We start from the raw sequence: 12,451 nt of genomic DNA on the forward strand, positions 1-12,451 counted from the left end.
ATCAAGTCATGATCCGAAAGCCAAATAACCAATGACGATCAGCGCCGCCGATTTCGCAAGCTTGCTGTGCTCGCGCCTCTGCCACGATTTGCTGAGCCCGGTGGGTGCTCTCAATAACGGACTGGAACTGCTCGCCGATGAGCATGATCCGGAAATGCGGGCACGCTGTCTGGAGTTGTTGAGCGACAGCGCCAAGGCGTCGGCCAACAAGCTGAAATTTTTTCGTCTCGCCTTCGGCGCAGCGGGTGGTTTCGGCGAGTCGGTCGATTCGCGCGAAGCGCGCGCGGCGATTGAGGGGCTGTTTGGCGAGGGCCACAAGGTCAAGCTCGGCTGGATGGTCGAGGATGCGACGCTCCCCAAGCCGGCGATCAAGGTGTTGCTCAACCTGGCGCTCATCGCCGGCGATGCGCTGGTGCGCGGCGGGCAGCTCGATGTGGGCGCGGAGAGCAATGACGGCCAGGTCGAGATCGTGGTGCGAGCCGATGGCCCGCGCATCGTGCTCGACGCCGAAATGCGCGCAGCCTTGACCGGGACGCAGGGCGAAGCCGTCATCACCCCGCGTGCGGCGGCCGCGTATCTTGTCCAGGCTTTGGTCGCCGAGGGCGGCGGGATCGTGCAGGTTTCCGATCCTGAGGATTCGGTGCTGCTGTTCGGCGCGGTCTTCAAGGCAGGATAACTCTGCCTTAACCACTGTTCGGCCATGACCGCTGTAGCGCTACGCGGGGGCCCATGGACGATCTCTTACAGGAATTCATCGCCGAGACGCGCGAGACGCGCGAGACGCTTGAAGCGCTCTCGGGCGAGATCGTCGCATGGGAATCCGCGCCGGACGATCGCGACCGGCTGGATGCGATTTTTCGGTTCGTCCACACGGTCAAGGGCAGTTGCGGTTTTCTCGATTTGCCCCGGCTCGCGCGGCTTAGCCACGCGGCCGAGGATGTGCTGGCGGCGGTGCGTTCGGGCGAGCGCACGCCGGACACCCGCCTCGTCAACGCTGTGCTCGCGATCGTCGACCGGATTGGCGAGATCGTGGAGGCGATCGACGCCGGGCATGCGCTGGACGATTCGGGCGAAGACCTGCTGATCGCTGCGCTCGATACGGGTGCCGAAATGGCAGTGCCGCAGTCGGCCGTGACACCCCGGTCCCCCAGCCGCAGCGTCCGCCTCAACGTCGATTTGCTCGACCGGATGATGAGCGGCATGTCCGACATGGTGCTGGCGCGCAATGAGCTGGCCCGGCGCGTGCGCGACGGAGGTGCCAATCCTGTCGTCGAGGCTGCGCTCGAGCGGCTTTCGCTGACTGTCGCCGAAATGCGCGACACGGTGACGCGTACGCGGATGCAGAAGATCGACGCGTTGTTCTCTGCGTTGCCGCGGATGGTGCGCGACACCGCGACCGAACTTGGTAAATCGGTGGCGCTGCATATCGAAGGCAGTGACGTCGAACTCGACCGCGAGATGATCGAGATGATGCGCGATCCGCTCGTCCACATCGTCCGCAATTCGATCGACCACGGCATCGAAGCGCCGGCGCTGCGCCGCGCCCTGGGCAAGCGCGAAAATGGCTGGCTGAACGTGGCCGCGCGGCAGTCGGGCAATCAGATTGTCATCGAGATCGCCGACGATGGCCAGGGCGTCGACACCGATCGGCTCGTCGCGAAGGTCGCGAGCGCGGGGTTGCGAAGCGACGCGCAATTGCGGGCGATGAGCGAGCAGGCAAAGCTCGATTTGATTTTCGAACCCGGTCTTTCGACCAAGGATATGGCGACCGCCATATCCGGGCGCGGCGTCGGGATGGACGTGGTGCGCGCCAATGTCGAACAGATTGGTGGTCGTATCGAACTGCGCAACACCCCCGGCAGGGGCTTGCGAATCGCCATCCACGTGCCGCTCACGCTGTCGATCATGTCCACCATCGGTGTGGGCGTGCGCGACCAGCGCTTCGCCATTTCGCGCCAGGTGATCGAGGAAATCGTGCGGGTGGGCGGCGATATGATCCGCATCGACCGCATCGGCGACACGTTGAGCGCGACCGTTCGCGACCGGCGCATGCCCCTGATCGATCTTGGCGATCTGCTCGGGTTCGGGCCGCGGCCCCCGCTGATGTTGGTGATCGTCAGCGCATCGGGCGGCAGCTACGCCCTCGCCGTTGACTCGGTGCTCGATCATGAGGAACTCGTCATCAAGCCCGCAGCACCGGCGATCATGGCGACGGGCGTCTATGCGGGGCAGACTCTGCCCGACAGCGGCCTGCCGATGCTGATGCTGGATTGCGCTGGTATCGCGCATGTTGCGGGCCTGGTCTTCGGGCGTGAGGCGATGGTCGAGGAGGTCGAGGCCGAAGCCGTAGTGCCCGGCGTGCAGGCGCTGTTGTTCGACGACCTTGACGGGGTGCGCCGGGCGCTGCCGCTGTCGGTGATCGACCGGGTCGAACCCGTTCCGGCGGCGGCGATCCGTTTTTCGGCGGGGCGTTTGCGGTTGTCGGTGGAGGGGGCAATCATCCCGCTCGTTGCACTGGGCGAATGGGCGGCACGCCCCACGGTGTCGGTGGTGCGGCTGCGGGATGGATCGGCCGAGATCGGCTATGCCATTGGCGAGGCGCTCGACATCGTCGAACTGCCCGAAACCGTTGTACCGGCGCATAATGCCGGACCAATCGCTGGCGTCGTGGCCATCGATGGCGATCAAATCGAAGTGATCGATCTGCACTGGCTGTTTGCGAGCCACGCCGATGCTGGCACCGTCAGCGACGCGCCGCTGTGCCTGTTCGATGGCCCCGAAACCGCCTGGATGACGACGTTCCTGAAACCCGTGCTGGAAGGGGCGGGATATCGCGTCGCGACCGCATTGCGACCGGGCGAGACGCCGCGCGTTGTGGTGCGCATGAGCGACGACCCGACCGGCAGTGCCGCGACGGTTCCCGTGGTCCGTCTGCGCCGCGACGCCGACGGCGATGACGACAGCATTTTCCGCTATGATCGGCCGGCGTTGCTGGCGGCGGTCGCGCGCTCGACGGGAGGTCGATAATGGCGTTGTTCCTGATAGCACAAATCGCGGGGCGGCCGGTGGCGATCGAATCCAGCCAGGTGGAGTCGGTCGTCGACATCGGCACCGTCATTCCGGTCCCCCGCGCAGAGCGTCAGGTGCGTGGCCTCGCCGCATTGCGCAGCCGCGTCGTGACGGTCATCGACACGCGCGCCGCGCTGGGGTTGGACGCTGCGGAGGTCGATGCGGGCCGCGCGATCATCACCATCGTCGAAGGCCATTATTACGCAATTCTCGTCGATGCGCTCGATGATGTCGCCCCGTTCGAACTCGCCCCGCTATCGGCCGGAATCCTGCTCGACAAAGGATGGCTGAAGGTCGGGCGCGGGATTGTCGAACGCGAGGGCGAGCCGATCCTGGCGATCGCGCTCGATGGGCTAATTCCGGGGGCGCTGGCGCTGGCAGCGTGAAAACCTTCAGATTAACGCGACGCTTACGCATTTCGGGCAGGGGCGTCCCAAGCGGACTTTAACAGGGTGAATTCATGAAGACGTGCCTCGTCGTCGACGATTCGAAAGTGATCCGCAAGGTCGCGCGCCATATCCTGGAAACGCTCAACTTTCGCGTCAGCGAAGCGGGCGACGGACGCGAAGCGCTGGACGCGTGCCTGGTGTCGGCACCCGATGTGGTCCTGCTCGATTGGAACATGCCCGTCATGAGCGGCATGGACTTCCTGCGCGCATTGCGTGACAGCGCCATCCCGACGCGGCCCAAGGTGGTGTTCTGCACCACCGAGAACGGCATGGCCCACATCCGCGCGGCGATCGAAGCCGGAGCGGACGAGTATGTCATGAAACCGTTCGACCGCGAGACACTGGAAAGCAAACTTCAGATCGTGGGTATGGCCTGACAGGTCTGTCCCCATGCGCACCCGCCCCGAACTAAAGCCGAAACCTCCAAGGATGGGCGACGCACGCCCGCTGGTCCTGATCGTCGATGATTCGGCGGTGGCCCGCGCGGTGATTGCGCGCGCGGTCGAGACTGACGGGCATTTTCTGGTTGCGGGAGCGGTTTCGAGTGCCGCGGTTGCGTTGGAGTTTCTCAAGCGGACCCGTGTCGACGGCATCGTGCTCGATCTTGAAATGCCGGGTGTCTCCGGCTTGGCAGCCTTGCCGGGGCTGATCGCCGCCGGTCAGGGGGCCAAGGTGCTGATCGTCTCGTCTGCGGCCAGCGAAGGAGCTGCGGCGACGATCGAGGCGCTGGCGCTTGGGGCGGCGGACACGTTGGTCAAGCCCGATATCGGTGAGTTCGCTGGTCGTTTCTCGGTCGCGATCAACGAGAAATTGACCCGCTTGTTAGCGAGCGACGATGCGCAGGCTATGCCCGCTCGGTCGGGCGCTGGAGCCGCAGAAGCGGGCCTTGCTCCGGGTTTTGACATTGTCGCGATCGGGGCATCGACCGGCGGCATTCATGCGCTCAGCCTGTTGCTGCGCGAGGTTCCGAAGGACCTTACCCTGCCAATTTTGATTACGCAGCATTTGCCTGAATCGTTCATGCCGTATTTCGCAGCCCAGATCGCGGTGCTGGCCAATCGCCCGTGTGACGTCGCGACCGATTGTATGCGGATTCGACCCGGGCGGATCATCGTCGCTCCTGGAAACGCCCATATCAGGGTGGTCAGCACTGGCGACGGCGGTGCAATCCGCTTGACCAGCGATCCCGCCAAAAGCGGGTGTATGCCTTCGGTCGATCCGATGTTTGAAAGCCTGGGGGAGGTCTATGGTCCGCGTGTACTGGGCGTCGTGTTGAGCGGTATGGGGCGCGATGGGAGCGATGGCGCACGGACCATTCGGACCCGCGGCGGAACCATCGTGGTGCAGGATCGCGAGAGTTCGGTGGTCTGGGGGATGCCGGGGGCGATTGCCAATGCCGGGGGTGCCAGCGCGGTGTTGCCGCCCGTGGAAATCGGTCGCCTGATTGCCGCGCGGCGGCGTCCGGCATGAGCTTGCCCAACCTCGATCTTGGCACCCCGCGCGGGCTGCTGCCGCGCGCCTCCTCGAAAGGCGCGATGGGCGTGCTGACCGCGATTCTCGAAGCGCGCACCGGTCAGCAACTCGCCGCCAATCGCGAATGGCGAGTGGAGACGGTGTTGAAGCCCGTTCTGCGCGATCTCGGCCTGGAGACGCTCGACGCGCTCGCCAGTGCGGCGCAACAATCACCCGCGATCGGTGACCGCGTCGCCGATGCGCTGCTCAATCAGGAAAGCTCCTTTTTTCGCGATGCCGCCGTGTTCGATATGGTTGCCGATGCGGTCGATAGTATCCGCGCGACCAAGCCGAGCAGACGCCCGCGGATATGGTCGGCGGGCTGCTCCTTTGGGCAGGAGCCGCTATCGCTCGCGATGTTGTTTGCCGAACGCGAACTTGACGTAGACCATTTGCTGCCGGAAATCATCGCATCCGACGTGTCGGAGGCGGCATTGTCGCGGGCGCGCTGCGGTCGCTATTCGCAATTCGAAATCCAGCGTGGCTTGCCAGTCCGGCGCATGGTGCGCTGGTTCGACGGCGATGGGGTCGACTGGGTTGCCAAGACCGAACTGGTTCGGCGAATCAACTACAGACGCCTCAATCTGGTCAGTGATCCTCCGCCGGTGGGCCGCTTTGACGTAATCCTATGTCGCAATGTTCTGCTCTATCTCACGATCGAATTGCGGCGGAAAATTCTCGATCGGCTGGCAACGGTTATGCGACCAGGCGGGTTGCTGGTGCTCGGAGCTGGCGAAACTGTGATCGGCCAGACAGAAGCGTTCCGGCCTAGCGCGCGCTATCGCGGCCTGTACGAACCAGCGGTGAGCGAAGGCTAATCGACGGTCGGGGTTCCTTACGCGCTGCGTCCGTGCTTAAGCGGTATTTCGGCTCGCGGGGAGGGACCATGACCATCATCGATACGCCGTCGCCCAATTTCGACGAGCGCACGTTGCCCGTCTCGATGATTGTGTTGCACTACACGGGCATGCAGACGGCGCAGGCGGCGATTGACCGGTTGCGCGACCCCGAGGCCAAGGTATCGGCGCACTATCTGATCGCCGAGGACGGCACGATCCTGCGGATGGTGGCGGAGGGCAAGCGCGCTTGGCACGCCGGCAAGTCGCGCTGGCGCGGGATCGAGGACGTCAATTCGGCCAGCATCGGGATCGAGATCGTCAATCCCGGCCATGAATTCGGCTATCGTCCGTTCCTGGAGGAGCAGATCGATGCTCTGTTCCCGTTGGTGGCCGATATCACCGAGCGCCACGGCATCACGCGCGGCAATGTGGTGGGCCATTCCGACATTGCGCCGACACGCAAGCAGGATCCGGGCGAACTGTTCCCCTGGAACCGGCTCGCCAAATTGCGCCTCGCGCTGCCACGCCCGACCAAGAATTTGATGGATCCTCTGTGGAGCGATGCCGGTTTCCTGATCGCACTCGAACGCTTCGGCTATGATGTCAGCGACAAATTGGCGGCGGTGGTTGCCTTTCAGCGCCGTTTTCGCCCGGAATTGCTTGACGGGGTGATCGATGGCGAATGCCGCAGCATCCTCCTCGCGCTGCTGTTGCCAAAGCCGACCGGGGACGAATGAGTTTGTCTTTCGCGCGAGATTCGCGCTAGGGGCAGCTCCAGCCAGAGGGTCGGGCGGCCGCGGGGTGCGTTAAGCACCGCGAGGAAAGTCCGGGCTCCGCGGAACGACGGTGCCGGGTAACGCCCGGCGGGGGCGACCCCAGGGACAGTGCCACAGAGAGCAGACCGCCGATGTCCTTCGCGAGAAGGAACAGGCAAGGGTGAAAGGGTGCGGCAAGAGCGCACCGCGCGCCTGGTAACAGGGGCGGCATGGCAAACCCCACCGGGAGCAAGATCGAATAGGGATGGCATATGGGCCTCGTTCCGGCTCGTCATCCGGGTTGATTGCTTGAGGCGGCGTGCAAACGTCGTCCTAGAGGAATGGTCGCCTAACCTCGCAAGAGGGGGACAGAACCCGGCTTACAGACCCTCTGGCGTTTTTTTACGGGTCGCCGTTTTTTCATGGTGGTTTCACAAAAGCGTCATGGCGCTATCGCGCTTCGATGCTTAGATGGCCCGCTATGGCGCGTTCCTCCTCCCGATCAGCCGACTGGGGCTTTCCGCGCTGGCGCGCTTATGGCGAAGCCAGCATGGAAGCGGCGACCGTGCGGCTGTGCGACCGGCATGGCTGCACCGAAAAGGGCGATTGCCCGGCTCCCAAATCCCCCAACAGCCCCGAACGCTGGTATTTCTGCCAGGAACATGCCGGCGAATATAATCGTGGCTGGAACTATTTCGAAGGGCTGAGCGCCGAGGAGGCGGCCGAGCGCGAGCGCGCCGAGACGCAGACCGCCGAGGGCTATACCGCGTCGCGCCACCATCAATGGGCCGGGCCCGGCGACGGCAGCCGTTCGCGCGACGAGATTCGCGCGCTGGAAGTGCTGGAACTCGATGTCGATGCCGATTTCGAGACGGTGCGCGTGGCTTGGCGGCGATTGGCGAAATCGAACCACCCCGATGTCCGCCCCGGCGACAAGGAAGCCGCCGCGCGCTTCCTCGCGATCCAGGCCGCCTATGACGTGCTGAAGGCCGCCGAGGATGCGCGGACGTGGAAGCCGGGCGTTTGAAGACGGTCCGTTCGGACTGGGCCAACACCCTTCTGGTGTGCAAGAAATGTTCGAAGAAGCTGGGCGGCGGGTTCGGCCCCAAGGGGAAGACGCCGCTGGCCAAGGCTTTGCGTTCGGAACTTGGCGTGCGGAAAGGGCGCAAGGGTACGCTTGGCATCGTCGAGGTGAAGTGCCTCGGCATATGCCCGCGTGACAGCGTCACGGTAATCAACGGCGCTGCCCCTGGCGAATGGGCGCTGGTGCGCGCAGGTGTGCCGGTCGCGACCGTGGTGGAGGAACTTGGGCTGAGGCCGGACGGGGGATGATATGACCTGGCACACTTGGTGGTTGTTCGCAGGCGCGGTGTTTCTGCTGTCGGGGACACCGGGTCCGAACATGCTCCACATCCTTTCGCGCAGCGTCGAAATGGGGATGGCGCGCAGCGTAGCGGCGATGACGGGATGCCTCACGGCGGTTGTGGCGGTGCTTTCGGCATCGGCGGCAGGCCTCACCACGCTGCTGCTCGCGCTGCCGGGTGCGTTCGAGGTGCTGCGTTATGCAGGCGTCGCCTATCTCATCTATCTCGGCATCAAGGCGTGGCGGACCGAGGTTGCTCCGCTGGACGTCGGGGATGGGACGCTCCCGCCCATAGTCTCGCTCGCAGGGCTATTTCGCGGCGGCTTTGCCATCGGCATCAGCAATCCCAAGCTGATCCTGTTTGCGGCGGCCTTTCTGCCGCAGTTCGTAACCCCGACGCAGCCACAGGTTCCGCAATTCGCGATTCTGGTGGCGACTTTCGCGGTCGTGGAGTCGTTCTGGTATGGCGTTTACGCGCTCGGCGGGCGGTCCCTGTCGCGCTATCTTGGTCGCCCGGCGATCAAGCGCGCCTTCAATCGCCTGACCGGCGTGATCTTCGTCGGTTTTGGGCTGGCGTTGCTGAAAACGAAGCCGTCCTGATCTACTCGGCTTGCTGCTCGGTTGCATAACGCGCCGCTGTCTCCTGGATCAGGGCGATCATGTTGGGAATACCCTGGGTGCGGTTGGAGCTGAGTTGCTTGCTCAGGTCGAATGGGGCGAGCGCTTGCGCAATGTTCGTTGCCAGGATTCTGGCGGGCGGCTGGTCCTGCACCGTCAGCAGGACGAGCGCGATGATGCCCTTGGTGATTGCCGCGTTCGAATCCGCCAGGAAATGCAGCGTGCCGTCGCCCTGCACCGTCGGATAGACCCAAACCGAAGCCGAACAGCCACGCACCAGGGTGGCGTCGGTCTTGAGCGGATCCGGCATCGCTTCCAACTCCCGGCCAAGGTCGATCAGCAGACGGTAACGGTCATCCGCTTCGAGGAAGCTGTATTCGGATTCGAGATCGGCGAGGCTTTGCATAATTGGGCTATAGTCTCGCGCAATCGGGTTCGTCACCTCTTCCTTCCCCCCGGGACGGGCCCGGGGGGCTGAGGTCAAAGATCCACGCCCGCAGCAATTGCTTCCAGCTTGCGGATGCGCTCCTTCAGATCGGCGATCTCGATCCGCGCGCTGGCGTTGGGGAGCGTCGGTCCGGCATTGGGCTCGGCAAAGGCGTGGAGCTGCTGGTGCTTGAAGGCGAGCCACCCGCGCCAGCCGGTCAGCGCCGTGCCGCTCAGGATGGCGATGCCGACGAGCCCGGCGGTGGCCATGGTGATGTAGAAGGTCGGGTCGGTCATCATCCCTACTCCTGGAAAGACGGACATTATGGGCGGTCGCGGAGCTTCTCGATCTCGCGATCGAGGCGGGCACCGCTGTCATTGTTGTCGGTGGCGAGGCGTTCGAGGACGGCAAGGCGGTCCTTCATCGCCCTCAGTTCATCGCGCAGGCGCTGGTTCTCGGCCTGGCTTGCGGCATCGTCGCGGAAGTGGACATCCTCGCCATGCTTGGTGCGGACCACGCCGTAGCGTGCCTGAAGCACGCGGCCGATGGTAATGACGACAATGATCGCGACGACCATTTCAAACGGGTTCATGGTGGAAACTCCCTGTTTCTCGTGGTGGGCGGAAGCCTCAGCCCGCGTCTGCGGCGGTTTCACGAAGGCGGCGGCGGCGCGGGCGGTCGATGCTTTCGGTCGCCCAGCAACATCCCGCCGTGATGACGGCGAGCACGGTGAAAAAGATGATCATGATAGCCTCTGGTCAGATCGGGGAGGAAAGGGTTGCTGTTCAGTTGAGCGGTGTGTCGCGGAGTTGTTCGATCTCGTGCGAGAGATCGACACCGCGATCGGTGATGATGCGTTCCAGCACGCGGACGCGCTGTTCGAGCCGTTCGCTCTGCGCGGCATATTGCGCGGCTTTTTCTGCGACCATCGTCGCTTCGAGCTGCATCCGGCGTTCTTTGTGGGCGAGCAAGGGGCGGACGATGGTGCCACCGATCACAGCGACGAGGGCAACGCAGATCCCCAGGATCGGGATAAGAAAGACAAACTGGAAGCCCATAGCGGTATCCTCCGTTGGAGCAGCGGGATCAGTTGGTTTCGATCCGCAATTGTTCGATTTCGCGTGCGGTGCGGACGGCGGGATCAATCGTGATCCGTTCGAGCACCGCGAGACGCTGCCGTAGGGCGTCGAGTTCTAGCATGCGGCGGTCGTCCTCTTCGCGCTGGAGCGTCTTGTTCCGCGCGATATCCGGATCGGCTGCCGAGAGGGCTTGCCGGACCTTGCTGCGGGCGAAGGCCTGGATGGCGAGGATGCCGGTCACGCCTAGGATCAGGCCGAAGAAGAAAGCGGGTACGGATGGCATGGCCTGTTCTCCTCGGTTCAGCGCAGCGCGTCGATTTCGCGCGAGACGCGCTCGGCGGGATCGGTGGCGATGCGTTCGAGGACGGCAAGGCGTTCCTCCAGGCGGCTGATCTGGCCGTGCAGCTTCTCGTTTTCCGCGACCAGCAACTCGGTCTGCCGGGTGGTGCTGAGTTCGCCTTCACGACCGATGAGTCGGCCCTTCTTGGTTTCGATCGGATAGCCGTGCTTGGCGCGGACCCAGTTGTTGAAGGCCCAGGCGATCGGGCCGATGGTGATCGCCGCGATCGGAACCAGAATTCCTAGAGAATTGCTCATTGTCATTACCCCTGTTTGACGACGCCCGGATCAGATCAGCGCAGGCTGTCGATCTCGTCGGCGAGGCGGCTGTTGCGGCTGGTGTACATCATTTCGATGTCGGCCAGGCGACGGTCGATGTCGCGGAATTTGCTGCGGACTTCGGCGGTCGAGCGGGTCGGGTTGGTGCGCACGCCCTGCCAGAACTTCGCATCTTCGGCGCTGTCATAGAGGCCGAGCGGCTTCTTTTCGGCGACGCAGGCGATGACGATATAGGCGAGCAGCGTCCATCCGCTGGTGGCGAAGGTCAACAGGGCGGTGCCCACGCGGACCCAGGTGACGTCGATGCCGGTGTAATCGGCGATCCCCGAGCAGACGCCCAGCCATTTGCTGTTCTGTTTGTCGAGGTAGAATTTGGTGCGGCTGGCGGACATTTCAGTTCCTCCGGGTGATGTCGTAGTTGGGGGGTGTCGGCTCGGCGAGCGGCATGCTCGCGCGCCATTCGGGGTGGTCGGCGGCGATGATCCGTTCGACCGTACCGAGGCGATCTTCGAGGCGGCGGGCGAGCGAGTAGAGCTCATCGAGCAGCTTCTCGTCTTCATTGGTGATCTTGGGGGCCTGCTTCCACTTGGTGATGTAGTGCAGGATGATCCACGGCATCCCGATGAAGATCGCGGGAATGACGATGATGGGGACCAATATGTCGCTCATCTCAGACATCCTTGCCGAAGCGGGCCTTCATCGCGGCGAGTTCGGCTTCCACCTTGTCGCTCGATTTCAGCTCGGCGATCTCCTCCTCGAGCGTCTTGGGCGGCTGGCCCATGCCCATCACATCGGCGCGGCCCTCGGCCAGATCCACGCGGCGCTCCATGATTTCGAAGCGGCTGAATGCGTCCTGGATCTTGGGGCCAGCATACATTTCGCGCAGCTTGAAACGGTTCTGCGCGCTTTCGAGCCGGGTTGCGATCGAGTTCTGGCGGGTGCGCGCTTCACGCAGCTTGCCGGTCAGCTTGGCGATGTCTTCCTCCGAGGCATGCAACGCTTCGTCGAGTACTGCGATTTCGCGACCCAGCTGGTCGGCCATGTCGGCGGCTTTCTGCTTTTCGACCAGGGCGGCCTTGGCAAGGTCCTCGCGGCCCTTGGACAGCGCGAGCTCGGCCTTTTCGGTCCAGCTTTCCTGCAAGCTGCCAAGCTTGCTGATGTGGCGACGCATTTCCTTCTGGTCGGCGATGGTGCGCGCAGCGGAGGCGCGGACCTCGACCAGCGTTTCCTCCATTTCCAGGATGATCATGCGGATCATCTTGGCGGGGTCTTCGGCCTTGTCGAGCAGGTCGGTGAAGTTGGCGGCGATGATATCGCGGGTTCGGCTGAAGATGCCCATGATGTAACTCCTTCGAGGGGTACGCTGTACTGGTGTGAAGAGGGTGTGCCGGGGCGGATGTGAGGGCACCGCCCCGGCATCGCCTTACCCGTGGGGCTGGGCGGCGATCTGGGTGGGGGCGGCGGTGGCGGGGCCAACGGTGCCGACCAGGGTGACCGAACCGATCAGAACCGTCGCGACCAGGGCGACGAGGATCTGGGGAAGCGAGTTGCCCGATTTATATTCGCTGTTCATTGAAAGTCTCCTGAAGCTTGAAATCGTGGTGCCCGGTGGGGCGATGCCAATAGCTTTGCAGGGAGCGTGCCAGTTTCAAAAATGGCGGATTTCCGCGCCTTTCTGGGAGATGAACGAAAATCGGACTTGCCAAGGCTTGGGATTTTACG

At 63.8% G+C, this 12,451-nt stretch carries 20 protein-coding genes and 1 other RNA gene; 11 read left to right on the forward strand and 10 right to left on the reverse strand.

From position 1 onward, the window contains the following. Positions 1-31: 31 nt before the first annotated feature. The 11 genes from ACP7BY_RS15765 to ACP7BY_RS15815 all read left to right on the forward strand — a co-directional run bounded on the left by ACP7BY_RS15765 (position 32) and on the right by ACP7BY_RS15815 (position 8,587). Positions 32-676: a histidine phosphotransferase family protein gene (locus ACP7BY_RS15765; protein ID WP_126846265.1), complete on the forward strand. Its 645-nt coding sequence runs from the start codon at positions 32-34 to the stop codon at positions 674-676. 53 nt (positions 677-729) lie between these two features. Next, entirely contained in the window at positions 730-3,027 is a 2,298-nt protein-coding gene (locus ACP7BY_RS15770; RefSeq protein WP_426288179.1) for a chemotaxis protein CheA, read from the forward strand. Next, complete coding sequence (locus tag ACP7BY_RS15775) at positions 3,027-3,455, forward strand: chemotaxis protein CheW (protein WP_033963788.1); 429 nt, start codon at positions 3,027-3,029, stop codon at positions 3,453-3,455. The genes ACP7BY_RS15770 and ACP7BY_RS15775 overlap by 1 nt, the downstream gene beginning before the upstream one ends. Before the next feature lie 74 nt (positions 3,456-3,529). Then, entirely contained in the window at positions 3,530-3,895 is a 366-nt protein-coding gene (locus ACP7BY_RS15780; RefSeq protein ID WP_010402926.1) for a response regulator, read from the forward strand. A 52-nt stretch (positions 3,896-3,947) separates the two neighbouring features. Beyond that, on the forward strand, positions 3,948-4,988 hold the full coding sequence (locus tag ACP7BY_RS15785) for a chemotaxis protein CheB (protein WP_033963790.1): 1,041 nt from the start codon (positions 3,948-3,950) through the stop codon (positions 4,986-4,988). Positions 4,989-5,053: 65 nt separating this feature from the next. Next, entirely contained in the window at positions 5,054-5,848 is a 795-nt protein-coding gene (locus ACP7BY_RS15790) for a CheR family methyltransferase (protein WP_033963857.1), read from the forward strand. Positions 5,849-5,916: 68 nt separating this feature from the next. Beyond that, positions 5,917-6,606 carry an N-acetylmuramoyl-L-alanine amidase gene (locus ACP7BY_RS15795; RefSeq protein WP_033963791.1) on the forward strand — a complete coding sequence of 230 codons (690 nt, stop codon included), beginning with the start codon at positions 5,917-5,919 and terminating at the stop codon, positions 6,604-6,606. Positions 6,607-6,647: 41 nt separating this feature from the next. After that, an RNA gene (gene rnpB / locus ACP7BY_RS15800) (RNase P RNA component class A) lies at positions 6,648-7,023 on the forward strand. Positions 7,024-7,105: 82 nt separating this feature from the next. Next, positions 7,106-7,651 carry a J domain-containing protein gene (locus ACP7BY_RS15805; protein ID WP_033963792.1) on the forward strand — a complete coding sequence of 182 codons (546 nt, stop codon included), beginning with the start codon at positions 7,106-7,108 and terminating at the stop codon, positions 7,649-7,651. Then, the gene (locus ACP7BY_RS15810) at positions 7,648-7,956 is read left to right on the forward strand and encodes a hypothetical protein (protein ID WP_033963859.1); all 309 of its coding nucleotides are present in this window, start codon (positions 7,648-7,650) and stop codon (positions 7,954-7,956) included. Before ACP7BY_RS15805 ends, ACP7BY_RS15810 begins: the two co-directional genes overlap by 4 nt. Position 7,957: 1 nt before the next feature. Beyond that, on the forward strand, positions 7,958-8,587 hold the full coding sequence (locus ACP7BY_RS15815) for a LysE family translocator (RefSeq protein ID WP_137902281.1): 630 nt from the start codon (positions 7,958-7,960) through the stop codon (positions 8,585-8,587). Position 8,588: 1 nt separating this feature from the next. On the opposite strand, the gene ACP7BY_RS15820 is transcribed toward ACP7BY_RS15815, so the two are convergent. From ACP7BY_RS15820 to ACP7BY_RS15865, 10 genes are all read right to left on the reverse strand, one after another. Beyond that, entirely contained in the window at positions 8,589-9,011 is a 423-nt protein-coding gene (locus ACP7BY_RS15820; RefSeq protein WP_081988609.1) for a SufE family protein, read from the reverse strand. A 74-nt stretch (positions 9,012-9,085) separates the two neighbouring features. Beyond that, positions 9,086-9,328 (reverse strand): hypothetical protein, encoded by a 243-nt coding sequence (locus ACP7BY_RS15825; RefSeq protein WP_033963863.1) that lies wholly within the window; start codon positions 9,326-9,328, stop codon positions 9,086-9,088. Between the two features lie 26 nt (positions 9,329-9,354). Continuing rightward, the gene (locus ACP7BY_RS15830) at positions 9,355-9,624 is read right to left on the reverse strand and encodes a hypothetical protein (RefSeq protein ID WP_033963793.1); all 270 of its coding nucleotides are present in this window, start codon (positions 9,622-9,624) and stop codon (positions 9,355-9,357) included. A 193-nt stretch (positions 9,625-9,817) separates the two neighbouring features. Beyond that, on the reverse strand, positions 9,818-10,090 hold the full coding sequence (locus tag ACP7BY_RS15835) for a hypothetical protein (protein WP_137902282.1): 273 nt from the start codon (positions 10,088-10,090) through the stop codon (positions 9,818-9,820). 28 nt (positions 10,091-10,118) lie between these two features. Continuing rightward, positions 10,119-10,394 carry a hypothetical protein gene (locus tag ACP7BY_RS15840; protein WP_126846282.1) on the reverse strand — a complete coding sequence of 92 codons (276 nt, stop codon included), beginning with the start codon at positions 10,392-10,394 and terminating at the stop codon, positions 10,119-10,121. Positions 10,395-10,411: 17 nt separating this feature from the next. Then, on the reverse strand, positions 10,412-10,708 hold the full coding sequence (locus ACP7BY_RS15845) for a hypothetical protein (protein ID WP_033963796.1): 297 nt from the start codon (positions 10,706-10,708) through the stop codon (positions 10,412-10,414). 35 nt (positions 10,709-10,743) lie between these two features. After that, positions 10,744-11,121: an envelope stress response membrane protein PspC gene (gene pspC, locus ACP7BY_RS15850; RefSeq protein ID WP_010402906.1), complete on the reverse strand. Its 378-nt coding sequence runs from the start codon at positions 11,119-11,121 to the stop codon at positions 10,744-10,746. Position 11,122: 1 nt separating this feature from the next. Continuing rightward, positions 11,123-11,398 carry an envelope stress response membrane protein PspB gene (gene pspB / locus ACP7BY_RS15855; protein ID WP_033963798.1) on the reverse strand — a complete coding sequence of 92 codons (276 nt, stop codon included), beginning with the start codon at positions 11,396-11,398 and terminating at the stop codon, positions 11,123-11,125. A 1-nt stretch (position 11,399) separates the two neighbouring features. Continuing rightward, positions 11,400-12,068 carry a phage shock protein PspA gene (gene pspA, locus ACP7BY_RS15860; protein ID WP_033963800.1) on the reverse strand — a complete coding sequence of 223 codons (669 nt, stop codon included), beginning with the start codon at positions 12,066-12,068 and terminating at the stop codon, positions 11,400-11,402. Positions 12,069-12,152: 84 nt separating this feature from the next. Further along, positions 12,153-12,302, reverse strand: coding sequence for a hypothetical protein (locus tag ACP7BY_RS15865; protein WP_156142953.1), 150 nt, complete (start codon positions 12,300-12,302; stop codon positions 12,153-12,155). Between the last annotated feature and the right edge of the window lie 149 nt (positions 12,303-12,451).

The sequence above is a fragment of the Sphingomonas sp. PSPC2-2 genome, from assembly GCF_049897725.1.
Lineage (GTDB): Bacteria > Pseudomonadota > Alphaproteobacteria > Sphingomonadales > Sphingomonadaceae > Sphingomonas.

Bases quoted from the DNA above. Each gene is read 5' to 3' on its own strand.
- ACP7BY_RS15830 (WP_033963793.1), bottom strand. From the start codon at position 9,624: ATGAACCCGTTTGAAATGGTCGTCGCGATCATTGTCGTCATTACCATC.
- ACP7BY_RS15770 (WP_426288179.1), top strand. From the start codon at position 730: ATGGACGATCTCTTACAGGAATTCATCGCCGAGACGCGCGAGACGCGC.
- ACP7BY_RS15845 (WP_033963796.1), bottom strand. From the start codon at position 10,708: ATGAGCAATTCTCTAGGAATTCTGGTTCCGATCGCGGCGATCACCATC.
- ACP7BY_RS15795 (WP_033963791.1), top strand. From the start codon at position 5,917: ATGACCATCATCGATACGCCGTCGCCCAATTTCGACGAGCGCACGTTG.
- pspA (WP_033963800.1), bottom strand. From the start codon at position 12,068: ATGGGCATCTTCAGCCGAACCCGCGATATCATCGCCGCCAACTTCACC.
- ACP7BY_RS15815 (WP_137902281.1), top strand. From the start codon at position 7,958: ATGACCTGGCACACTTGGTGGTTGTTCGCAGGCGCGGTGTTTCTGCTG.
- ACP7BY_RS15835 (WP_137902282.1), bottom strand. From the start codon at position 10,090: ATGGGCTTCCAGTTTGTCTTTCTTATCCCGATCCTGGGGATCTGCGTT.
- pspB (WP_033963798.1), bottom strand. From the start codon at position 11,398: ATGAGCGACATATTGGTCCCCATCATCGTCATTCCCGCGATCTTCATC.
- ACP7BY_RS15780 (WP_010402926.1), top strand. From the start codon at position 3,530: ATGAAGACGTGCCTCGTCGTCGACGATTCGAAAGTGATCCGCAAGGTC.
- ACP7BY_RS15775 (WP_033963788.1), top strand. From the start codon at position 3,027: ATGGCGTTGTTCCTGATAGCACAAATCGCGGGGCGGCCGGTGGCGATC.
- ACP7BY_RS15865 (WP_156142953.1), bottom strand. From the start codon at position 12,302: ATGAACAGCGAATATAAATCGGGCAACTCGCTTCCCCAGATCCTCGTC.
- ACP7BY_RS15820 (WP_081988609.1), bottom strand. From the start codon at position 9,011: ATGCAAAGCCTCGCCGATCTCGAATCCGAATACAGCTTCCTCGAAGCG.
- ACP7BY_RS15805 (WP_033963792.1), top strand. From the start codon at position 7,106: ATGGCGCGTTCCTCCTCCCGATCAGCCGACTGGGGCTTTCCGCGCTGG.
- ACP7BY_RS15785 (WP_033963790.1), top strand. From the start codon at position 3,948: ATGGGCGACGCACGCCCGCTGGTCCTGATCGTCGATGATTCGGCGGTG.
- ACP7BY_RS15790 (WP_033963857.1), top strand. From the start codon at position 5,054: ATGGGCGTGCTGACCGCGATTCTCGAAGCGCGCACCGGTCAGCAACTC.
- ACP7BY_RS15840 (WP_126846282.1), bottom strand. From the start codon at position 10,394: ATGCCATCCGTACCCGCTTTCTTCTTCGGCCTGATCCTAGGCGTGACC.
- ACP7BY_RS15825 (WP_033963863.1), bottom strand. From the start codon at position 9,328: ATGACCGACCCGACCTTCTACATCACCATGGCCACCGCCGGGCTCGTC.
- pspC (WP_010402906.1), bottom strand. From the start codon at position 11,121: ATGTCCGCCAGCCGCACCAAATTCTACCTCGACAAACAGAACAGCAAA.
- ACP7BY_RS15765 (WP_126846265.1), top strand. From the start codon at position 32: ATGACGATCAGCGCCGCCGATTTCGCAAGCTTGCTGTGCTCGCGCCTC.